Genomic DNA, 21,077 nt, shown 5'->3' with positions numbered 1-21,077 from the left:
GGAACGATTCGCCGGGGAAGCTTTGAAGCTTCGGTCTGGGGAGCGGCTCACTCCCGGTAGGGGTAGCGGGCGATCGCGCCGCAGTCACAGCGCCGGACCACGCGCCCGCGCCGGACCCGCACCCGGACGTTCACGCCCGGGCGCTGGAACACGTCACAGTCGTCGCACGTCGAGCGCGCGAACCGCCGGGGGAGCGAGAGGCGGTTGCGTTCGGCGAGCCGCCGTGCCAGCCGCACGTACTCCCGCGAGCGGTCGAACTTCCCCGCAGCCACGGCTTCCTCGGCTAACGCGGCGAGGCGTTCGATTCGCTCCTCGGCGATCCCGGCGCTCATCTCTCGTCCGAACGGAAGCGACTGCCGGGGTTATCGCTTTCGGGGACTGCTCGGGGGGATCGCCGCCTCGACCGCGCCCACAGGCCGGAACGTTGATCAATCCGACCTCCGAAGAACGACGAAAGCCGTGCGCGTCCTCGACTACCTCGAACTGGAAGACCGGATCCGCGGCGGGATCGTGACCGCCACGCGGCAGCAGCGCAAGGCGCTCGAAGGGGCGGGCATCGACGTCGTCGAGTCGCCGTGGGTCGGCGACGGCCCCGTCGACGCCGCGAGATCCCGAGTGACCGGTGGCCGGGCGTTCCGGGAGTACGATATCGCCCACTGCAACGTCGTCGGCCCGGGGAGCGTCGCCGTCGCCCGGCACGCCACGCGCAACGACATCCCGCTCGTGCTGCACGCCCACGTGACTGCGGAGGACTTCGGCGAGTCGTTCCGGTTCACCGACCGGCTCGCCCCCGCGCTGCGGCCGTACCTGCGGTGGTTCTACTCGCAGGCGGATCTGGTGCTCTGTCCCAGCGAGTACACGAAGAGTGTGCTCCGGGAGTACCCCGTCACCACCCCGATCGAGCCCGTGACCAACGGCGTCGACATCGACTCGCTGGCGGGGTTCGAGGACCTGCGCGAGGAGACCCGGGAACGGTTCGACCTCGAAGGGATGGTGGTGTTCTGCGTCGGGGAAGTGTTCGAGCGGAAGGGGTTGACGACGTTCTGCGAGGTGGCGAAAGAGACCGAGTACGATTTCGCGTGGTTCGGCCACTACGAGGAGGGCGCCGCCGCCGGCGAGGCGACGCGCTACTGGACGAACAATCCGCCCGAGAACGTCACGTTCACCGGGTGGATGGACGACAAGCGCGCCGCGTTCGGCGCCGGCGACGTGTACCTGTTCCCGACCAAAGACGAGAATCAGGGGATCGCCGCGCTGGAGGCGATGGCCTGCGGGAAGGCGGTCGTGCTCCGGGATATCCCGGTGTTCGAGGAGTTCTTCACCGACGGCGAGGACTGCCTGAAGTGCGAGACCCGCGAGGAGTTCGTCGACGCGCTCCGCCGCCTCGACGAGAGCCCCGATCTCCGGGAGCGACTGGGGGAGAACGCCCGCGAGACCGCCGCCGAACACTCGCTCGACCGGGTGGGCGAGCGGCTGGTCGAGCAGTACGAGCGCCTCCTGGAGGAGAGCCATTCCGGAACCCCTTAACCGCGCCTCGGACAACCGCTCGCGCATGGAGTCGGTCGCCGCGTTCACGGACACCTACCTGCCGACGGTCAACGGCGTCACGTACACCGTCCAGAGCTGGCGGGACCGCTGGCGGGAGCGCGGCGGCCGGATGGAGGTGGTCTACCCGGACGCGCCCGACAGGGAGCCAGAGACCGACGAGCACTCGGTTCGATCGCTCCCGCTGCCGATCTACGCGGGGTACCGGCTGGGGCTGCCCCGCGTGCCCGACGCCGTCACGGACGTCGACGTCGTCCACGCCCACACGCCGTTCTCGCTGGGGCTCGCCGGGATGCGGCTCGCCCGGAGCCGCGACCTGCCGCTGGTCGCGACATACCACACGCCGACTTCGGAGTACGCCAGCTACCTCACCTCGTGGGCGCCGGTCCGGAAGCGGACTGCGGCGCTGAGTCGGCGCTACGAGTCGTGGTTCCTGAACCGCGCCGACGCGGTGATCGTCCCGTCGGCGGCGACCGGCGAGTACGTCGCCACCGAACTCGGCGTCGACGACCCACAGGTCGTCCCCAACGGCGTCGACACCGAGCGCTTCCGCCCGGTGGACTCGGCGGCGTTCCGCGAGCGCCACGGGCTCCCCGACGATCGGACGCTCGTCGGGTACACGGGTCGACACGGCCACGAGAAGTCGCTCTCGGCGATCCTCGCCGCCTGCGACCGCCTCGATCGGGACGTGACGGTGGTGTTCGGCGGCGACGGGCCGGCGCGGGAGAAACTGGAGGCGGCTGCCCGAAAGCGGAACGTCGACGCGCGGTTCCTCGGCTTTCTCGACCGGGAGGAGCTGCCGGCGTTCTACGCCGGGCTCGACGCGTTCCTGTTCCCCAGCCCGGTCGAGACGCAGGGGCTGGTCGCGCTGGAGGCGTTCGCCTGCGGGACGCCCGTCGTCGGCGTCGACAGCGGCGCGCTGAGCGACACCGTCGACGACGGGGAGACGGGATACCACTTCCAACCGGGCGACATCGACGGGTTCGCCGCCGCGATCGAGCGCACGCTCGACGAGCGCGAGCGCCTGCGGGAGAACTGTCTGGACCGCCGGGCATCGATCAGCGTCGAGCACGCGGTCGACCGGCTCGTGGAGATCTACGCCGCGGTCCGGGAGTGAGCGGTTCGGCGAATCACGGCGCTTAAATTCGCCCCGGCGGAACGAGTCACCATGAGCTTCGAGAAAGGCGACACGGTCGTTCTTCACGACGAACACAGCGAGTTCGACGGCGAGGAAGGGGAGATCACGCAGGTGATGGAGACGATGTTCGGCGACCCCAACTACACGATCGTCTTCGAGGACGGGCAGGAGGCCGGCATTCCGGAGGACCAGCTCGAACTGGTCGCGGAGGCCGGCGACGAAGATCCCGAGGAGTAACCGGATCGCGCCCGCCACGGGTGTCTTCTCCGTCGAGGAAGCCTTTTGCGCGCTGCACCCCTACCGGCGGGTATGCCCAGCGTCCCGTTTCACTACGTCGACCTGCGGACCTTCTGCTACGCGACGGAGGACGAGAAACGCGTCGAGCAGGCGCTCCGACAGTTCCTCCCCGAGGAGTACGAGATCGAACGCGCGGTCAACCACGGTCACCACGGCGACCGGATCGTGGTGTTCTCCGCCCGCGTCGACAACGCGGACGACGTGCGCTACGTGCTCCGCCAGCTGAGCGAGCTGTCTGACATCGAGAACGTGATCGGCGAGCTCGACGAGCGCGTCGACGAGAACTGCGCCTTCTTCCTCCGACTCGACAAGCAGGACGCGTTCAAAGGGGAGGTCGAGCGCGGCCCGGGGATCACGCTCCGCGCGAAGGTCGAGGCCTACCCCGCGAAACAGCCCGCAGCCGTCGAGAACGCCCGCGAAGCGCTGGAGAGCGCCCGGGAGCACACCGAAGCCTGAATCCCGCGCTCAGTCGTCCGTCCACTTGATGCTGCAACCGCGCGAGGGGCGGTCCTCTACGTCGACTTCCTCCCCGGCGAGCACCGCGTCGATGGCGTCCCGGATGTAGAACTCCGAGGGCTCCTCGTCGGGGTTGAGCGCGTCGTCGAGGCGGCCGTGGTACGCCAGCCGCCAGGAATCGCCTTCGTTCCTGAACAGGAACGGATCGGGCGTACAGACCGCGCCGTAGGCGTCGGCGACTTCTTGGCTCTCGTCGCGGAGGTAGGCGTCGTAGTCGATCTCGCCGGACTCGACGTACTCCCGCATCGTCTCGAAGCTGTCTTCGGGGTACTCGTCGGCGTCGTTTGGGTTGATGCCGACGATCGCGGCGTCCTCGTACTCGTCGGCGAGCTCGTTCAGCAGGCCGAACTTCGCCTGTGCGTAGGGGCAGTGGTTGCAGGTGAACACGAGCAGCAGCGCGTCGCTGTCGGCGAACGTCTCCAGCGTGTACGTCTCGCCGTCGACACCCTGCAGCGAGAAGTCGGGCGCCTCGTCGCCGCGTTCCAGTTCGGACTCGGACTCTTTCGCGACCATGGGTCGCGGTTCGAACGCCGACCGGAAGCCGGTTTCGCCCGTGGCGTCAGGCCACGTTCCGCTCGTGGAGTAGCTCGCCCACCTCGAAGCGGTCGCTACCGAGCTCCGAGATGTCGACCGTCGACGCCTCGCCGTCGAGGAGCAGTTCCGCGACCACCTGTCCGGTCGCGGGCGCGTGCTGGAACCCGTGGCCCGAGAACCCGACCGCCTGCACGAACCCCGGTCGCGAGGCCTCGATTATCGGGTGGTGATCGGGCGTGACCGCGTACAGCCCGGCCCACCCGCGCTTCAGTCTGGTGTCGTCGCCGAAGTAGTCGCAGTAGACCGCAGCGCGCTCGACCGTCTCGGCGGCCCACGCAACGTCGTAGGATTCCGCGAACGAGTCCGGGTCGGGCGTCTCCGGCTCGTCGTCGAAGTAGCCGCCGACGATCGCCGCGCCGTCGCGCTCCGGCCGGAAGTGCGAGCTCGTCTCCAGGTCGATCGTGAGCGGGTCGTCCTCTGGCACCGGCCGCTCCGGCTCGACGACGAGCGCCTGCCGGCGCTGGGGCTCGACCGGGATCTCGACGCCGGCCATCGCCGCGAGCTCGGCGGCCCACGGCCCCGTCGCGTTCACCACGGCGTCGGCGTCGATGGTGCCGTCGCTCGGCGCGCCGTCGCCCGCGACGTCGACGCCGACGACACGCCCGTCGGCCAGTCGCACGTCGGTGACGGCAGTGTTGGTCCGCACGTCGACCCCGCGTTCGCGGGCCGCGTCGGCGAACCCCTGCAACGCGAGGTAGGGGTCCGCGAATCCGTCGCGGGGGTTGTACGTCGCGGCGGTGACGGCGTCAGGATCGACGCCCGCACAGTAGTCGGTGACCTCGTCGGGGGACAGAAGCTCCGTCTCGGCGCCGCGGTCGCGCTGGAGCGCGGCCTGCTGCTCCAGCCCCCGCGCGGTGTCCTCGGTTCGCGCGAGTAGCAGGTAGCCCGCCTGTCGGTACGCGATATCCACCCCGAAGCGGTCCTCGAACGTCTCCCACACCGGTCGGCTGGCCAGCGAGAGATCGACGTTGACGGGCGTCGAGAACTGACACCGAATCCCGCCCAGCGCCCGCGAGGTGCTTCCGTCCCCGAGGCTGCCCCGCTCACAGAGCACCACCGTCGCGCCGCGGTCGGCCAGCGCGACCGCGCTCGACAGCCCGATGATCCCGCCGCCCACGACAACGACTCGCATAGACTCCCTCGGCGTGGTGTGGCCAAAACCGTTGTGCCGACCCGTGTGCCAGTCACGGAGCCGGCAGCGTGGCGAACAGACGACGCGTGGCTGGCTCACGGGGGGCGCGTCGTGCTCCCGCCTCGACTCCCCCGTGGTGAGGCTTCAGTCCCGGATCGGTGGGGTTGGTCGCGCCATCGCCCTTCAACCCTCGGCCAAGAGCTATCTTCGCGGAGGTGGATCTCGGGGTATGCGCGTGCTCTCGGACGCCGACGTGGCGGAGCTACTCGACCTCGACGAGCTGCTGCCGGCGATCGAACGGGCGTTCCGGAAGCAGGGCCGCGGCGAAGTCGAGCGCCCCGAGCGGCCACACTTCCCGGTCGGCACCGGGATCGAAGGGGACGAGCCGCTCGGAACCGGGTTGACGATGCCGGCGTACATCCACGGTGACGACCAGTACACGACGAAACTGGCGAGCGTCCACGAGGGAAACGCCGAGCGCGGGCTGCCGACCGTGCAGGCCCAGATCGCCGTCACCGACGCCCGGACGGGGACGCCGGCCGCGCTGCTCGCGGGGACGCGGATCACGAACGCCCGAACGGGCTGTATCGGCGGGCTGGCGGCCGGTCGGCTCGCAGTCGGTGACGGGCCGGTGACGCTGGGAGTCGTCGGCGCGGGGACGCAGGCGCGCTGGCAGGCTCGCGCGATCGCGGCCGCACGGGGCGTCGACTCGGTGCGGATCTACTCGCCCAGCGATTCGCGGGCGGCGTGTGCGGCCGATCTCCGAGACGAGGGGATCGACGCGGCGGCGGTCGAGTCGGCGCGGGCGGCGGTGGCGGACGCCGACGTGGTCGTGACGGCGACCACCGCCACCGAGCCGGTGTTCCCCGGCGACGCGCTCGCGCCCGGGACGCTGGTGGTCGCGGTCGGCGCCTACACTCCCGAGATGCGCGAACTCGACGCGACGACGGTCTCGCGGGCGGCACGGCTGTTCGCTGACGTGCCGGCGGAAGCGGCCGAGACCGGCGACTTCCCGGACCACGACGAGTCGGCGTTCACGCCGCTGTCGGCGGTGTTCGAGGGCGAGTCCGGGCGGGAGTCGGCGACGGAGATACTCGTCGTTGCCTCGGTGGGCTCGGCGGTGCTCGACGCCGCGGCGGCGACGGCGCTCGTCGAGCGGGCAGCGGCGGAGAACGTCGGCAGCGAGATCGGACTCTAGCTACTCCTGCACGCCGCCGAACGGGTCCTCCTCGGAGTCGTCCGCGAACGGCTCGCTCCCCTCGACGTCCTCGAAGGGGTCGTCGGCGTCCTCGAACTCCCGGAACAGCGACTCGAACTCCCCGCTCTCGCTCATCTCGTCGATCGTGGTGTCCAGCTCCGCGCGGAGCTGCTGCAGTCGATCGGTGAGCTGCTGGTACTCCTCGTTCTCGGCCAGCTCGGAGTCGGTCTTCTCGGCTTCGAGCAGCGCCTTCTTCGAGGAGAGCGAGAACAGTTCCTGGACGCCCGTGTCGTACGTGCTCCGGCGTTCCAAGTCGCCGACGGTCTCCAGTAGCTCCTCGCGCGCGACCGGCTTGACGAGGTAGTCGTCGAACCCCATCCCGAGCACGTCGAAGTCGGGCTCGACCGCGGTCACCATCGCGACCTGACAGTCGATCCCGCGCTCTTGGATCGCGTCGAGCACTTCGTCGCCGGAGAGACCCGGCATCCGCCGGTCGAGCAGCACGATGTCGACCTCGCTGTCGAGGTTCTCGAGCGCCTCACGGCCGCCGTAGGCGGTTCGGACACGGTAGTCGTTGCCGAGCCACGCGGCGTAGAGGTCTGCCAGATCTGACTCGTCCTCGACCACGAGCACGAGAGGGCGATCGTCACTCATCTGATAGGGAGCGCTTAGCTCTGCCGGAAGACGGGCGTCCGGCTATATCAAAATACCCCTTCCGGTGTCCGTTGTTCCTTCCACGACCGAACGTGTTACTCGTTCGGGCTGTAGTTGGGCGCCTCGTCGGTGATCATCACGTCGTGGGGGTGGCCCTCGGTCTGTCCGGCCGCGGAGACGCGGATGAACTCCGAGCGCTCCTTGAACTCGGGAATCGTCTCGGCGCCGACGTACCCCATTCCGGACTGCATCCCGCCGACGAGCTGGTGGAGCTCGGAGGCCAGCGTCCCGGTGTAGGGGGTCGCCGCCTCGACGCCCTCGGGGACGTACTCCTCGTCGTTCTCCTCTTTGAGGTAGCGCTCGCCGCCGCCGGACTGCATCGCGCCGACGCTGCCCATGCCGCGGTACTGCTTGTACTTCTTGCCGTTCATCGTGATCACGCGGCCGGGCGCCTCGTCCGTCCCGGCGAAGTAGGAGCCGAGCATCACCGCGTCGGCGCCGGCGGCGATCGCCTTGATCGCGTCACCGGAGTATCGAATCCCCCCGTCGGCGATCACGGGCACGTCGTGCTGGCTGGCCACGTCGGCCACCTCGGCGACGGCGGTGATCTGGGGCATCCCCGCGCCGGAGACGACCCGGGTGGTACAGATGCTGCCCGGGCCGATCCCGACCTTGATCCCGTCAGCGAAGTCGACGCAGGCCTCCGCGGCCTCTCGGGTCCCGACGTTGCCGACGACCACGTCGGCGTCGACGGTCTCGGTGATCGCCTTCGCGGAGTCGAGAACGTTGAGGTTGTGGGCGTGTGCACAGTCGATGAACAGCACGTCAGCGCCGGCCTCGTCGGCGGCGATCGCGCGCTCGTCCTCGAACGGACCGACCGCGGCGCCGACGCGCAGGCGGCCGTCCTCGTCGCGGGCCGCGTTCTCGTTCTCGCGGCGCGCGAGGATCCCCTGCATCGTCACGAGCCCGACCAGCCGGTCGTCCTCGTCGACGATGGGGACGCGTTCGATCTTGTGGTCGTACATGAGTTCGAGCGCGTCGCGGGCACTCACGTCCTCGCCGGCCGTAATCACCTCGTCGGTCATCGCCTCGCGCACGGTGTCACTCTCGCCGACTTCGAGGTACGGCCGGATGTCGGTGCCGGAGATGATCCCCAGCACCGTATCGTCGTCGTCGACGACCGGCGCGCCGGAGACGCCCTCCCGCTCCATCATCTCGTCGACCTCGTCGACGGTCTGATCGGGCGCGGCCGTGACGACGTTCTCCCGTCGGATCACCAGCTCGTCGGCACGCTTGACCTGTGCGATCTGCGCCTCCATCTCCGGGGCGTCCATGTTGCGGTGGAGCACCCCCAGCCCGCCCTCGCGGGCCATCCCGATGGCCATCCCGGCCTCGGTGACGGTGTCCATCGCCGCCGAGAGGACGGGGATCTGGAGCTCGACGTTGCGCGAGACGCGCGTGGACACGTCCGCGGCGTCGGGCTCGACACGGCTCTCCATCGGCCGCAGGAGCACGTCGTCGAACGTCAGCGCTTCCGGTACTCGTAGCTTCTCCGAGAAGGGTTCGGACCCGTTACTCGCCATGTTGTCGGTGGTGAGTCTCGGCCCAAAAGCGTTCCGTATCCCGGAACTGTGTGTCGCTCCTCCGCACACTGGCGGCCTCGGGCCGGGGGCGAGGGAGCCACCAACGTATCTTCAGTTTCAACCCGATTTCGCCGTGAGTTCTTCGACCAACGTCCAGTTTCGCTGACGATCCGGGCGTGTTCATGGGGCCCACTCTCACACAACGTTTATCGCCCTATCCGCGGAAGTAGTGGGTATGGACGTCGACCGTCTCGCTACGTCGTGCATCGTCGGCCAGCCGAACGACAGTGCCGTCGACTCGCTCAAACCGACGTGGCGAACAGTACGACGTTTCCTCCCGAAATTTACAGGATTCGCGTTCGGCCGCGGCTATCCGGAGTCGGGAGCACACTACCGTTTGGCCACGGGTGAGGCCGCCAGCTAGTCGTGAGCGTTTCGGACCACCCGATCGCGCTCCGCCTCGAACAGCACGTCGGCGGCGCTACGCGGCTGCTGGCGACGGTGATGGGGCTCCCGCTCGTCGACGGGATCTTCCCTGCACTGGTCGTCGCCGGCGCGCTCACGACCGAGACCGGGGCGATCTCCCCCGGCGGCGTGCTGCAGACCGGCCTCCTCATCTTCGGCGGCTCGGCCACCGTCGCCGTCATTCTCGCGGAGATGGACGGCACGCCGACGGAGAAGGCGATCTCCGTGCTGCTGGTCGGCGCCGTCCTCGTCCCGATCGCGGTCGTCGAGGCGGCGTTCGCCCAGACGCTGTACTCGCTGTTCGATCCCGACGTGTTCCAGCGCTTCGCGGGGCTGGTGATCCTCGCGATCGCCGCCAAAACCGCCAGCGCCGAGGTCGGCACGTACCTCCCGGGTCCCGGCGCGATCGTCGGGCTGGGGATGATCGCCAGCTTCCGCGGCGGCGCCGAGCTGACGATGAACTTCGAGCTCGCGACGCTGCTGCCCGCGGCCGCCGCCGCCGGGACCGGCGTCGCGTTCGCGCTCGGCGTCGCCCTCGGCGCGCCGACGCTGCAGGGCGCGGTCGACATCGACCGCTTCCGGTTCGGGAGCTCGGTCGCGCTGGGGATGCTCGCGGTCGACGTGCTCGGCCTGCTCGCGACCGAGCAGCCCGTCGCGCTGGGCGTGCTCGCGGTGACGGCGCTGCTCTCCTACGACCCCGACTCGGTCGACGAGAGCGAGGAGTCCGAACCCGACGAGCCCGAGCCCGACGAACCGTCGACGACGTACAGCCCCGACGCCGACAGCGAGGACCGCCCCGTCGACATCGCCGCGGAGCTGGCCGTCGACGGTGACGACGCCTCAAGCGCCATGAGCGCGGCCGACGGCGGCACCGTCGAGCGTGACGCCGTCGAGGAGGCGCCCGACGAGCCGGAGCGCCCGCCGTACCTCTAACGTCGGCGGAGCCACCAGACCGCGGCGACCCCGAGCAGCACCGCCATCCCGCCGAGGAAGAACAGTACCCCGGGCGGGAGTGCGAGCGCGTCTTCGGCGGTTCGTACGGCCTCCGGCGTCGGCGTCGCGGTAGGCTCGGGCGTCGCCTGAGCGATCCCGATGTCGCCGGATTCGGTCTCGGTCGTGACGTTCGTGGCCGTCCCGTCGGCGCCGGTCTGGTACTCCTCGCCGCCGCCCGCCCGGCCGAACGGGAGCGGGAGTTCGCCGAAGTACGCCTGCACGAGCAGGCTCGTGAGCCCGAGCGCCGCGACCGCGCCGACGAGCCGGGAGAGCGCCGCCTTCAGGCCGGTGGTCTCCTCTTCCGTGCCCGCGTAGACGATCAGCGGTGCGTCCGCGGGGCCGTACACCGTCATCTCGCGCCCCTTCTCGGAGTACACCGTGTCCACCGGCTCGATCAGGCCGGCGTCCTCGAGGTTGCCGATGTGGTACTGGGCGTTCTGGAGCGAGAGGTCCAGCCGGTCGGCGACGCCCGAGGGCGTGGCGGGGTCGTCGTGGAACTCACGCAGCATCTCCCGGGCGGTGTCAGAGGAGAGCGCGGCGAGAGTCTCGCCGGCCTCGTCGCTGTCGACACCGAGCACCCGCGGCTCCGGGTCGGGGTCGGCGTCGGGAGTGGAGGGCAGTATGTCGACCATACAGTTCGGGTTTCGCGCGGTCCGTTGAAACTCTGTTCCCTCTCGGGCGGCCCAGCGTCGCTCAGTCGCCCCGGTCGGGCACGACCAGCACGCGCAGATCGTTCACGTTTGTCCCCGTCGGGCCGGTCACGAGCGCCGCGTCCCGGTCGCCGAGGTAGCCCAGCGAGTCGTTTCGCTCGAGCGCGTCGCGGGCAGCCTCGCGGTCCTCGATCGTCTCCGCGTCGACGAGCGCGCCGGCGGCGTCGGTGGCTCCGTCTCGACCATCTGTATCGATCGCGGCCACGACGACCTCGTCGCCGGCGCCGTCGACGCTCCCGGCCAGCGAGAGCGCGGCGGCGAGCGCGAACTCGGTGTTTGGCCCGCCCTCTCCCTCGCCGTGCACGTCGACGGTCGCTTCGCCGCCGGAGAGCAGGACCGCGGGCGGCTCGACGGGGTCGCCGGCGATCGCCGCCTCCTCGGCGATCGCGACGTGTGTGGGCGCCGTCGCGCGTGCCGCGCCGCGCACACGCGAGGAGAGCACGCTGGGCTCGTACCCTCGCTCCGCGGCCGCCGTCGCGGCGGCGTCGATGGCGGTCCGAGCGCCCGCGACGACGTGGGTCGTGCCGGGAAGCTCCGCATCCGTGCCGGGCGTCTCGGGGTACTCGCCGGCGTCGCCGGCGTCGAGGTGCGTGCGGACCGCCGGCACGTCGACCCCGTGGCGGTCGATCACCGAGAGCGCGTCGGCGTACGTGGTCCCGTCCGGCACGGTCGGCCCGGAGCCGATCACCGACGGCGGGTCGCCGACCACGTCGCTCACCGCCAGCGTGACGACCGTCGCCGGGGCGGCCGCCGCCGCGAGCCGGCCGCCCTTGACTCGCGAGGTGTGTTTTCGGACGGCGTTGATCTCGTCGATATCGGCGCCGGCGTCGAGCAACGCGCGGCTCGACCGCCGGAGGTCGCCGACGGAGAGCTCGCCCGCGGGCGCGGCCAGCAGCGCGCTCGCGCCGCCCGTGACGGCCGCGAGCACGAGCGTGCGCTCGTCGGCCGTCTCGGCCAGTTCGAGCAGTTCCTCGGTGGCCGCGACGCCCTCGGGCGTCGGCAGCGGGTGGCCGCCGCCCTCGACCGCGACCGCGCCGATCGACTCGCCGACCGCGGGGTCGTCCTCGGGAACGACGATCAGCCCGTCGTCGATCCGACCGCCGAGGCGGGCGTCGAGCGCGCGGACGACTCCCGGTGCGGCTTTCCCGCCGCCGAGGACGAGCACGCGGTCGAACTCGGTCAGATCGACCGCGGTGTGCTCGTCGGTGGTGATCTCGAGGCGGTCGTCGTCGACGGCGAACGCGTCGCGGGTCGCGCGCTCGGGGTCGACGCGCCGGATCCCCGCCGCGAGACAGTCGAGCGCGACCTCGTGAGCGGGCGAGCGGGCGTGACTCTCGCGGTTCTCGAACACGCTCCGTGCTGGGGCGGCGGCGAGCAAAACGGTTCGGGGTGGGGAGCGCGCTTCGTCACGGTCAAGGCCCACGGGGGCGGAACCGCTCTCAATGAGTGATTCGGACGGCAGCGTGCGGGTCGTGGGGACCGCGCACGTCTCCGCCGAGAGCGTCCGGGAGGTCGAGGAGACCATCGAGGAGGAGCGCCCGGACGTGGTCGCCGTCGAACTGGACGAAGGCCGCTACAACCAGATGCGCGGCGAGGAACCCGAGGACCTAGCCGCGGGCGACCTGCTGGAGGGCAACACCGTGTTCCAGTTCCTCGCGTACTGGATGCTCTCGTACGTGCAGGCCCGGATGGGCGACCGCTTCGACATCCAGCCCGGCGCGGAGATGCTCGCGGCCGTCGAGACCGCGGAGGATCTCGGCATCGAGCTCGCGCTGGTCGACCGGGACATCCAGGAGACGATCCGACGCTTCTGGTCGCGGATGAGCCTGTTCGAGAAGCTCCGCGTCGTCGGCTCGTTGGCGTTCGGGGTCACCGACCCCCGGATCGGCGGCGTCGTGTTCGGCCTGCTGGTGGGCATCGTGCTCGGACCGATCCTCGGGATCTTCGGCGGCGCGGTCGGCGTCACCCAACCGCTGCTCGTCGGCCTCACCGGGAGCGCGCTGGTCGGACTGCTCTCGGCGTACGTGCTCTCCGAGGTGACGCTGCGCGTACTGGACGACGACGTGTTGGCGCTGGGTGTCGCTTGCGCGAGCGCGGTCGGCATCGGCGCGTTCGCCGGCGTCGGGCTCGGGCTGACCGACCCGCTGGTCACGCAGTACCTCGGCGACTTCGTGATCACCGCGGTGGGGTCGATGACGCTCGGCCTCTCGGCGGGGCTGGTCGTCGGCGCCGTCGTCGCGGGCGTGATGGGGCTCGCACTCGGCGAGGGTGAGCCGGCCGACGAGGAGGTGGAGGAGCTGCTCGACCCCGACGAGCTGACGGACACCGACGTGGTGACCGCGATGATGGAGGAGTTCCGGGAGTTCTCCCCCGGCGGCGCCGAGGCGCTGATCGACGAGCGCGACGCGTACATCGCCCACAACCTCGTGGAACTGCGCGAGCAGGGGAAGGACGTGGTCGCGATCGTCGGCGCGGGCCATCGGCGGGGGATCGAGGCGTACCTCGACCGCCCCGAGACGCTGCCAGCGAAGTCGTCGCTGACCGGGCAGAAGGAGCGCCTCCTCCCGTGGGGGAAGATCCTCGCGGTCGGGATCACCGGCGCGTTCGTCGCCTTCTTCGTGCTGCTGGCGATGGCGGGCGTCGAGGACCGCTTCCTGCTCGAACTGTTCGGCGCGTGGTTCGTCGTCAACGGGCTGTTCGCGGCCGGGCTCGCCCGGCTCGCAGGCGCGCGCTGGCCCTCGGCGCTGGTCGGTGGCTCGGTCGCGTGGCTCACCTCCGTTAATCCGCTGCTCGCGCCGGGCTGGTTCGCGGGCTACGTCGAACTCCGGTACACGACGGTCAACGTCGGCGACATCGACACGCTGAACGGACTGCTCGACGATCAGGAGACGCCGCTCGCGGAGCTCGTCGGGCAGATGTTCGACGTGCCGCTGTTCAAACTCATCATGATCGTCGCGCTGACGAACGTGGGGAGCTTCGTCGCGTCGTTCCTGTTCGCGCTGTACGTGCTGCCCGCCTTCTTCGGCGACATCGGCGGCGTCGCGGCGGTGCCGGACCTCCTGATCGAGGGGGCGCAGAACAGCGCCCGCACCGTCTGGGGGTGGGTCGCGTGAGCGCCCAGCGAGGCGGCGGGCGGTTCGACCCCGACCCGTCGCTGCGGTTCTCCGCGAGCGAGATTCAGGACCTGCTGGTCGCGTGGCTGGCGCTGGGGCTGGCGTTCGCGATCTTCTTCGCCGGCGGCGGGAACCGCGCGATCGCGCTGCTGACCGGGAGCCCCGCCGCGTTCGCGATCGCGCTGGTGGTGTCGCTGCTCACTGCCGGCGTGGGGTTCCTGCTCCACGAGATCGGGCACAAGGTGGTGGCGGTTCGGTACGGGAACATCGCCGCGTTCCGCGCGGAGTACGGGATGCTGTTCCTCGCGATCATGAGCGCGTTCTTGGGGTTCATCTTCGCCGCGCCGGGGGCGGTCCACCACCGCGGCCGGCTGACCGAGCGCCAGCACGGGCTGATCGCGCTGGCGGGGCCGGCGGTGAACCTCGTGCTCGCGGCGGTGTTCGTCCCGCTGTGGCTCGGTGGGCTCACGCTCGGTATCGACCTGCTCGAACTGCTCGGGGGCCGCGGGCTCGCGGTGAACCTGTTCCTCGCGGCGTTCAACATGATCCCCATCGGCGCGCTCGACGGGCGAACGATCGTGGGATGGAGCAAGGCGGTGTGGGCGGGCGTGTTCCTGCCGAGCGTGGCGGTGACGGTGTACGTGGTGTTCGTGCTGGGCGTGGGGTTCTGAGTTTTCGGCCTTCGAGGAGAGATGGGTTTTCTTGTGGTTTTGCAGGGCCACGACAGACGGGTTTTGACTGTCGTCTACCGTAACCGCGACAGCGACGGCATCTCGATCGTTGGCCACTTGCGACCGCAGTGCGCCGGGCACGAGGCCCGGCGCAGCACCGAGTCCCCACCCCTCCCCCCGCGCTCGCCGACCGCTGGCGAGCGCGAGGCGTCCACCGCACCGCGGCCGGCGGTGGCGCGCGACGTGAGCGCCTCCGTGCGCGAACGAGCGCGCGAGGGACGACTGACCGAACGTAGTGAGGGAAGGAGTCGGCTGGGGAGGCCCGTGGGCTGTGCGGCGCGGTTGCGGCCGCAAGTGGTCCGGCTCACTCCGCGGTCGTGTTGGCAGTCAAGACACCGAAATTCGCAATCAAGACACCGAAATTCGCAATCAAGACACCGAAATTCGCAATCAAGACACCGAAATTCGCAATCAAGACACCGAACCCTACACTCGTCGAAATGACGACCCACAACCCAAACGCAGAGTACACACCCACGCATCAACAGGGGAGCGGAGGACTTTTGCGCCGTCCTCCCGCCGCTTCCCACATGACCGAAGAGGAGGGGCTGACCTACTCCGAGGCGGGCGTCGACATCGCCGACAGCGAGGCGGCGACGGCCGCGCTGGTCGGCGCCGCCGGCGTCGCGGGCGAGGGCACCGACAGCGACTACGCCGGCCTGCTCGACATCGGCGACCGCTACCTCGCGCTGGCGACCGACGGCGTCGGGACGAAACTCCTCGTCGCCGAGGCGATGGAAGACTACTCCACCGTCGGGATCGACTGCATCGCGATGAACGCCAACGATCTCGTCGCCGCGGGCGTGCGCCCGGTGGCGTTCGTCGACTACCTCGCGGTCGACGAGCCCGACGAGACGTTCGCCGAGCAGATCGGCGAGGGGCTCGCAGCCGGCGCCGACGCCGCGGACCTCGAACTCGTCGGCGGCGAAACGGCGGTAATGCCCGAGGTCGTGAAGGGGCTGGACCTCGCGGGCACCTGCGCGGGACTGGCCGCGAAAGACGCCGTTTTCGAGGGCAGCGCCGAACCCGGCGACGCGCTCGTCGGCTGGGAGTCCTCCGGCATCCACTCCAACGGCCTCACGCTCGCCCGCGAGGCCGTCACACAGGAGTACCAGTACACCGATCCCTACCCCGGCGAGCGCTACGACGCCGTCGGCGACGCGCTGCTGGAGCCGACGCGGCTCTACACGGATCTGCTCGACCCCATGCGCGAGCACGGCGTCCGCGCCGCGGCCCACGTCACCGGCGGCGGCTGGACCAACCTCGAACGCCTTGGGGAGTACCACTACGAGATCGACGACCCGTGGCCCCGGCAGGAGGTGTTCGACTTCGTGCAGGACCTCGGCGACGTGAGCGACGAGGAGATGCACCGGACGTTCAACATGGGCACCGGGTTCGTCGCCGCCGTCGATCCTGACCGGGCTGACTCACTCGTGGGCGAGACGGAGGGTCGCGTGATCGGTCGAGTAGAGGAAGGCGAAGGTGTCAGTATTCGCGGCCTGGAGCTGTAACCCCGAGAAAGCATTTACCGCGGGCGGGGCGACGCGGACGTGATGCCCTCCAGACGCGAGTACCTCGCGATAGCGGGCCTCGGCTCGATGGCCGGCTGTCTCGGCGGGAACGAGTCGACGACGACCGAGAGAGATCCGACCCCGACGGCAACCAAGACCCCAGTATCGACCGCGCCGGCCACGGTGTCGACCGACGACCCTGCCGGAGTCGGGGAGCCAGTAACCGTCGACGGCGTCGACGTGACGCTCGAGCGTGTCGCGGTCCAGAGTTCGCTGGCGGTGGTCTACACCGACTCAGGCGACGTGATCGCCAACACCGACGGACGGTTCGTCCTCGCGGCGTTCGACGCGGGGCCGGCGGGGCCGGCGGCGCCGGCCGCCGATCGGTACACGCTCGTCACCGCCGGCGAACGCGAACGACCGATGGAGCCCGGGGGCGGGTTCTGGCTCTCCGAGAACGGTCGGCGCGAGCAGTACTCGACCGAATCGGCGACGAGTGAAGCCGGCGGCGGCTGGCTCGCGTTCCCGGTCGACGGCGGACTCGACGCGGAGGCTGCACAGATCACCGTCGGCAGTGGCGCGTGGGCGCTTCCAGAGCGCGTCACCGAACGACTGTCACAGCCCGCACCGCGCTACGAGCTTCGGTCGTTCGACCATCCTGAGACGGTCACGCCCGACGAACCGTTCTCGGTCTCGCTGACCGTCGAGAACGTCGGTTCCGTCGCCGGCACGTTCCGCGGCGTGCTCAACGTTCGCGGCGTGCAGTACGCCGTCTACCCGTACCCGATCCGGGTGGATCTGGAACCGGGCGAGACGGATATCTGGACGAAGGAGTACGGGCCTGACGAGGGGCTGAACGATGTGGACCAGACGGGCGCGTTCGACCTTCGGACACCCGTCGGCGACCGAGAAGGTGAGATCGAGGTAATCGCTGGGACTGCGGTAGGGACCGCGACGGAGAGCTAGGAAAGGTGACTGGCGATATCGGCCTCGGTGATGATCCCCGCGGCCTCGCCGCCCTCCGTGACGATCACCGCCTTGTAGTGGTCGAGCAGGTTTCGGATCTCGTCGACGGTCGCGTCGGCGCCGACGGTCGGGAACGACTCGCTCATCACCTCCGCGACGGGCAGGTCGCCGACGTTCTCGCCGGCGTGGACCACGTCGGACTGGGAGATCGAGCCCACCGGGACGCCGTTCTGGATCACGGGGAGCTGTGAGTACGCCTCCTCGTCCATCAGCTCGACCGCGTCGGTGACCGAGTCGTCCGGACTCACGTGGACCACCTCCTCGTGCATGAGGTCCGCCGCCCGGACCACCTCGCCCTCGGCCTCGTCGAGCGCCTCGACGATCCGTCGGAGCGTCGAGAGCCGCGGGTCCACGTCGTCGTTCTCGACGCGGGCGATCAGCGGCTGGGAGACCTCGGCGCGTTCCGCCAGCGCCGACTGGGTCAGCCCCACCGCGTTCCGCCGCTCGCGCAGGTCCTCGGGTGTCGGCAGCTCCATGTCCGCGAATAACTAGGGGTAATTTGAAAGCGTTTCGGAAGACGGGGGACTACTCGGCGCTCGCGCCCTCGTCGCCCTCCTCGGTCTCGACGGTCTGGATGACCTCCAGCGGCACGTCACGGAGTGCGCCGCCGACCTCGCTTTTGGCGATGCGGGTGGCGTGCTCCTCGTTCTCGGCGTTGAAGATGTCGATCTCGAGCACCAGCCCGACGAGCGCGGTGCTCGCGGCGATGAACGCGGAGTCGAACGGCTCGCCACAGGCCGGGCAGTCGGTCAGCCCGACCTCGACGTCGACGTACTCCTTGTCGGCCTCGTTGAGTCGGCGGCCGGACTCGGAGACGGCGACGCCGATGGCGTCGTCGATATCCTCGACGTCTCGCACGAGCCACGCAGCCTCCATCACGACGTGATAGTTGCTCATACAGCTACTCCTCCACCAGCAGGCAAAGTTTCGTTGGTTCGCCGACGCCAGCGCGGGCGACGTGCAGGGAGCGAAACGCGAGGAGCGACGCCCGTGGCCCCGAATCAGGTGGCGGTCGCGCCGTCCAGCGAACCGCGTTACAGTTCGACTTCCGCGTCGGAAACGAACTTCTCCTTCGCTCGGCTGGTCTCCGGACCCTCCGGAACCAGACCGGGCGAGGAGATCTCGTCGTCGAACCGATCCGGGTTCGGCGAGAGCGAATCGAGGATCTCCGCGAACGTGGTGCCGTCCCGGCCGGTGACGTGGACGAACCCACCGTACTGCCGTTGGTCGATCGGCGTCGTCTTCGGGTCCGGGAACGCCTCCCGGATGCAGTCGACGCGCTCGCGGAGGTACGCCGCGGCCTCGTGCTGGGAGTACTGGCAGTCGGCGTAGTACTGCTCCCGGGCGCGCTCGTCGAGCTCCGCCTCGAGATGTTTGGCGGACTCGTACCGGACCGCGTCGTCGCTGATGTCACCGGTGAGGAAGCTGAGGTTCACCGTGAAGCAGTCCGGGTAGCGGAGGACCACCAGGAAGAAGATCTGCTCGTCGACGGTGTAGCGCTCCTGCAGCCGGTAGTAACACTCCAGATAGTACGCCGCGAGCGCGCCGACCCAGTCGTCGCGCTCGCCGTCGAGGTACGCGGTCGCGACGTCGTAGTAGTCCTCGCCGGCGACCTGCTGCAGGCGATGCTGGAAGCTCTGTCGCATCTCCGCCAGTTCGTCCTCGTACACCTCCGTCAACGGCACGTCCGGATCGTCGAGCAGCTCGGCCTTCCGCTGGCCGGCGTCGGCGATCCGCATCATGTTCTCGTGGAGGGATCGTTCCGCCGCCACGTCCGGGAGCGGGATGCGGACAGCCTGTCGGTGCAGGATCTCCGTCCCCGACGCCATCCGGTCGCTCCAGTCAGTCATGCGCCATGATCTGCCGCTACGTACATCGTAGGGGTTCTTGAACTCGCCGGTCGAGTCGGCCGCGTTACACGACGAGAGGCCGAAGAGCGTGCCGAACGACCCCGTTCCAACCGGCGTCAGGTCCGTTTCCACGTCCACCGCGAGTCGAGCACGTAGCGGTAGACTCCGCTGAGCAGGATGGCGATCGCGTTCGCCAGCAGGTACTGTATCCCTCGAAAATCGACCAAGGCGTACAGCACCGCCAGCTGGATCGGGATCGCCGTCCCTCGGATCACGTTCGTCTTCACCAGACCGGTCAGGTACGCCCCCCACCCCGAGTTCCGCATCGCCGCGAACGTCCAGGCGTTGTTGAGCACGTACGTCATGACGATCGTGATCTCGATCGCGACGGTCGCCCCGAGCAGGTAGTTCACCTGCCCGACGTCGACGAACAGCCAGAGCAGCAGCATCTGCACCCCCGCAGTCGTCGTCCCGACGACGACGTACCGTCGGAGGCGGACGGCGAGCGGACCGCTCACGAGGCTGCGGAGGAGCGCGCGGACCATCTAGCGGTAGCCCAGCGCCTCCAGTCGGTGTTCGAGGTCCTCGTCGACGACGCCGGCCTCGGCGGCCGCGTCACCGTCGGCCGCGCGAAGCAGGTCCGCGTGCACGTCGACGAGCGCTCCGAACTCCTCGATCACGGCCCGACCTTCGGGACTGGGGTCGTCGCTCAGGTCGTCCTGCTGTGTCGGGTCGTCGGGGCGGAAGTACAGTTCGCTATCGTCGCTGTCGACGTTCTCGACGTACGTCCAGTCGCGGTCGCGGACGCTCACCAGCAGGTCGCCGTCGTCGAGCGATCGCGGGATCGGCTGGCTGGTCACCGTCTCGCCCCGGACCGTGACCGAGACGACGGGCTCGTCGGCCGGCTCCTCGCCGTCGAGGACGCTCGGCGCGACGCTCGCCCCCTGCCACGACTCGGGCGCGTCGACGCCGAGGAGATCGGTCACCGTCGCGGGGATCGAGTCGAGCCCGACCTGTCGCTCGATCCGTCCCCCCTCGCGCCCCGGCACGTCGACGATGTAGGGGACGTGGATCAGTTCGTCGTACAGTTTCGGGTAGTGTGCGAGGTGGCCGTGTTCCTGGAACTCCTCGCCGTGATCGCCCGCGACGACGACCGCCGTCTCGTCGTCGACGCCGGCGGTTTCGAGCGCGTCGAGCACGCGGCCCACGCTGGCGTCGACCTGCCGGACCGCGGCCTGATAGAGCGTGCGGAGGTCCGCCAGCGTCCGCTCGCCGACGTTCCACCCCAGTCCCGTCCGGGTGTGGGCGTGGATCATCCGGTGGGTACCGAGCAGTCCGTCGGACACCTCACGGATGTACCGCGGGGCCGGGACGTACGGCGTGTGGGCGTCCATGTAGTGAATCCAGAGAAAGAACGGCTCATCGACCAACTCCACGTAGTCGGTCGCCGCGTGCTCCACGTCGAACATGCGCGAGGTGTCGAGGAACGGCCGCTCGTCGGTGCCGCCGCGGAGCCACGAGCCGAATCGCCGGACGGGCGAGGTCGCGAGTTGGAGCCACGCCTCCACCGTCGGGTGGGTCGCGAGGTACTTGCTGTAGATGCTCGAGCCGACGCTGGCGACGAACGGCTCGAACTCGTCGAACCCGTCGTCGTACCCCCAGTGGGAGGTCAGAAACCCGTTGGCGGCGTTGAAGCCGGCCGTCGAGAACCCGGCGTCGGAGAGCGTCTCCGCCAGCGTCTCCGCGCCGTCGACGCCGATCTGCCCGGTGTCGGCGAACACGGGGCTGGAGGCCATGATCGACGGGAACGAGAACGGCGTCCAGTTTCCGTTCGCGAACGCGCGGTCGAACGTCGTGCCGCGGTCGGCGAGGCTGTCGAGTACGGGCGTGTGGCGGTCGTCGTCGTACGCGCCCACGGCGTCGGCCCGGAGCGAGTCGACCGTGACGAGCACGACGTTCGAGATGTCGGTGTCGGTCATGGGGGTATCCCCGCGTGTCGGCAGCTCTCTTCCCGGACGAGC

General features: G+C 69.7%; 23 protein-coding genes. 11 read left to right on the top strand and 12 right to left on the bottom strand.

The window, feature by feature from the left end:
* Positions 1 to 47 precede the first annotated feature (47 nt).
* Positions 48 to 332, bottom strand: a complete 285-nt coding sequence (locus ACQUSM_RS01700) for a ribonuclease P (RefSeq protein WP_435115151.1) — start codon at positions 330 to 332, stop codon at positions 48 to 50.
* A gap of 127 nt (positions 333 to 459) precedes the next feature.
* Here ACQUSM_RS01700 and ACQUSM_RS01695 point away from each other — a divergent pair, with 127 nt between their 5' ends.
* From ACQUSM_RS01695 to ACQUSM_RS01680, 4 genes are all read left to right on the top strand, one after another.
* On the top strand, positions 460 to 1,527 hold the full coding sequence (locus ACQUSM_RS01695; RefSeq protein ID WP_435115150.1) for a glycosyltransferase family 4 protein: 1,068 nt from the start codon (positions 460 to 462) through the stop codon (positions 1,525 to 1,527).
* 25 nt (positions 1,528 to 1,552) lie between these two features.
* Entirely contained in the window at positions 1,553 to 2,662 is a 1,110-nt protein-coding gene (locus ACQUSM_RS01690; protein WP_435115149.1) for a glycosyltransferase family 4 protein, read from the top strand.
* A 51-nt stretch (positions 2,663 to 2,713) separates the two neighbouring features.
* Positions 2,714 to 2,920, top strand: coding sequence for a DUF1918 domain-containing protein (locus ACQUSM_RS01685; RefSeq protein ID WP_053948433.1), 207 nt, complete (start codon positions 2,714 to 2,716; stop codon positions 2,918 to 2,920).
* A 72-nt stretch (positions 2,921 to 2,992) separates the two neighbouring features.
* Positions 2,993 to 3,436: an RNA-binding protein gene (locus ACQUSM_RS01680; RefSeq protein ID WP_435115148.1), complete on the top strand. Its 444-nt coding sequence runs from the start codon at positions 2,993 to 2,995 to the stop codon at positions 3,434 to 3,436.
* A gap of 9 nt (positions 3,437 to 3,445) precedes the next feature.
* Here the strand turns inward: ACQUSM_RS01680 and ACQUSM_RS01675 are convergent, their stop codons facing one another.
* Complete coding sequence (locus tag ACQUSM_RS01675) at positions 3,446 to 4,009, bottom strand: thioredoxin family protein (RefSeq protein ID WP_435115146.1); 564 nt, start codon at positions 4,007 to 4,009, stop codon at positions 3,446 to 3,448.
* Positions 4,010 to 4,055: 46 nt separating this feature from the next.
* Entirely contained in the window at positions 4,056 to 5,222 is a 1,167-nt protein-coding gene (locus ACQUSM_RS01670; RefSeq protein ID WP_435115145.1) for an NAD(P)/FAD-dependent oxidoreductase, read from the bottom strand.
* Between the two features lie 229 nt (positions 5,223 to 5,451).
* Here ACQUSM_RS01670 and ACQUSM_RS01665 point away from each other — a divergent pair, with 229 nt between their 5' ends.
* Positions 5,452 to 6,420, top strand: coding sequence for an ornithine cyclodeaminase family protein (locus ACQUSM_RS01665; RefSeq protein ID WP_435115144.1), 969 nt, complete (start codon positions 5,452 to 5,454; stop codon positions 6,418 to 6,420).
* On the opposite strand, the gene ACQUSM_RS01660 is transcribed toward ACQUSM_RS01665, so the two are convergent.
* Positions 6,421 to 7,074: a HalX domain-containing protein gene (locus ACQUSM_RS01660; protein WP_435115143.1), complete on the bottom strand. Its 654-nt coding sequence runs from the start codon at positions 7,072 to 7,074 to the stop codon at positions 6,421 to 6,423. It lies immediately after the preceding gene.
* A 95-nt stretch (positions 7,075 to 7,169) separates the two neighbouring features.
* Positions 7,170 to 8,657, bottom strand: coding sequence for an IMP dehydrogenase (gene guaB / locus ACQUSM_RS01655; protein WP_435115142.1), 1,488 nt, complete (start codon positions 8,655 to 8,657; stop codon positions 7,170 to 7,172).
* 235 nt (positions 8,658 to 8,892) lie between these two features.
* Between guaB and ACQUSM_RS01650 the strand changes: the two genes are divergently transcribed.
* Together ACQUSM_RS01650 and ACQUSM_RS01645 are read left to right on the top strand one after the other, a co-directional pair.
* Positions 8,893 to 9,081, top strand: coding sequence for a hypothetical protein (locus ACQUSM_RS01650; RefSeq protein WP_435115141.1), 189 nt, complete (start codon positions 8,893 to 8,895; stop codon positions 9,079 to 9,081).
* 2 nt (positions 9,082 to 9,083) lie between these two features.
* Positions 9,084 to 10,055 carry a DUF5794 domain-containing protein gene (locus ACQUSM_RS01645; RefSeq protein ID WP_435115140.1) on the top strand — a complete coding sequence of 324 codons (972 nt, stop codon included), beginning with the start codon at positions 9,084 to 9,086 and terminating at the stop codon, positions 10,053 to 10,055.
* On the opposite strand, the gene ACQUSM_RS01640 is transcribed toward ACQUSM_RS01645, so the two are convergent.
* Together ACQUSM_RS01640 and ACQUSM_RS01635 are read right to left on the bottom strand one after the other, a co-directional pair.
* A complete protein-coding gene (locus ACQUSM_RS01640; protein ID WP_435115139.1) occupies positions 10,052 to 10,747 on the bottom strand; it encodes an ArsR/SmtB family transcription factor in 696 nt (231 codons plus the stop codon). The genes ACQUSM_RS01645 and ACQUSM_RS01640 overlap by 4 nt on opposite strands.
* Before the next feature lie 61 nt (positions 10,748 to 10,808).
* Positions 10,809 to 12,176 carry a glycerate kinase type-2 family protein gene (locus tag ACQUSM_RS01635; protein ID WP_435115138.1) on the bottom strand — a complete coding sequence of 456 codons (1,368 nt, stop codon included), beginning with the start codon at positions 12,174 to 12,176 and terminating at the stop codon, positions 10,809 to 10,811.
* 91 nt (positions 12,177 to 12,267) lie between these two features.
* Between ACQUSM_RS01635 and ACQUSM_RS01630 the strand changes: the two genes are divergently transcribed.
* The 4 genes from ACQUSM_RS01630 (at position 12,268) to ACQUSM_RS01615 (ending at position 17,146) form a co-directional block, all read left to right on the top strand.
* Entirely contained in the window at positions 12,268 to 13,938 is a 1,671-nt protein-coding gene (locus tag ACQUSM_RS01630) for a TraB/GumN family protein (protein ID WP_435115137.1), read from the top strand.
* Complete coding sequence (locus tag ACQUSM_RS01625; protein ID WP_435115136.1) at positions 13,935 to 14,609, top strand: metalloprotease; 675 nt, start codon at positions 13,935 to 13,937, stop codon at positions 14,607 to 14,609. Before ACQUSM_RS01630 ends, ACQUSM_RS01625 begins: the two co-directional genes overlap by 4 nt.
* A 590-nt stretch (positions 14,610 to 15,199) precedes the next feature.
* Complete coding sequence (gene purM / locus ACQUSM_RS01620) at positions 15,200 to 16,180, top strand: phosphoribosylformylglycinamidine cyclo-ligase (protein WP_435115135.1); 981 nt, start codon at positions 15,200 to 15,202, stop codon at positions 16,178 to 16,180.
* A 42-nt stretch (positions 16,181 to 16,222) separates the two neighbouring features.
* Positions 16,223 to 17,146 carry a hypothetical protein gene (locus ACQUSM_RS01615; protein ID WP_435115134.1) on the top strand — a complete coding sequence of 308 codons (924 nt, stop codon included), beginning with the start codon at positions 16,223 to 16,225 and terminating at the stop codon, positions 17,144 to 17,146.
* Here ACQUSM_RS01615 and ACQUSM_RS01610 read toward each other — a convergent pair.
* The 5 genes from ACQUSM_RS01610 to ACQUSM_RS01590 form a co-directional block, all read right to left on the bottom strand.
* Positions 17,143 to 17,682, bottom strand: a complete 540-nt coding sequence (locus ACQUSM_RS01610; RefSeq protein ID WP_435115133.1) for a CBS domain-containing protein — start codon at positions 17,680 to 17,682, stop codon at positions 17,143 to 17,145. The genes ACQUSM_RS01615 and ACQUSM_RS01610 overlap by 4 nt on opposite strands.
* Before the next feature lie 49 nt (positions 17,683 to 17,731).
* Entirely contained in the window at positions 17,732 to 18,103 is a 372-nt protein-coding gene (locus ACQUSM_RS01605) for a DUF555 domain-containing protein (protein ID WP_379731331.1), read from the bottom strand.
* 137 nt (positions 18,104 to 18,240) lie between these two features.
* Positions 18,241 to 19,056, bottom strand: a complete 816-nt coding sequence (locus ACQUSM_RS01600; RefSeq protein WP_435115132.1) for a hypothetical protein — start codon at positions 19,054 to 19,056, stop codon at positions 18,241 to 18,243.
* Positions 19,057 to 19,172: 116 nt separating this feature from the next.
* A complete protein-coding gene (locus ACQUSM_RS01595; protein ID WP_435115131.1) occupies positions 19,173 to 19,601 on the bottom strand; it encodes a GtrA family protein in 429 nt (142 codons plus the stop codon).
* A complete protein-coding gene (locus ACQUSM_RS01590; protein ID WP_435115130.1) occupies positions 19,602 to 21,035 on the bottom strand; it encodes a sulfatase in 1,434 nt (477 codons plus the stop codon). It abuts the gene before it with no gap.
* Between the last annotated feature and the right edge of the window lie 42 nt (positions 21,036 to 21,077).

Origin of the sequence: Halolamina sp. C58 (assembly GCF_051195095.1) — an archaeon.
Classification (GTDB): Archaea; Halobacteriota; Halobacteria; order Halobacteriales; family Haloferacaceae; genus Halolamina.
Note: the sequence above shows the minus strand (reverse complement) of the source record. Positions and strands in the feature narration are given on the sequence as shown.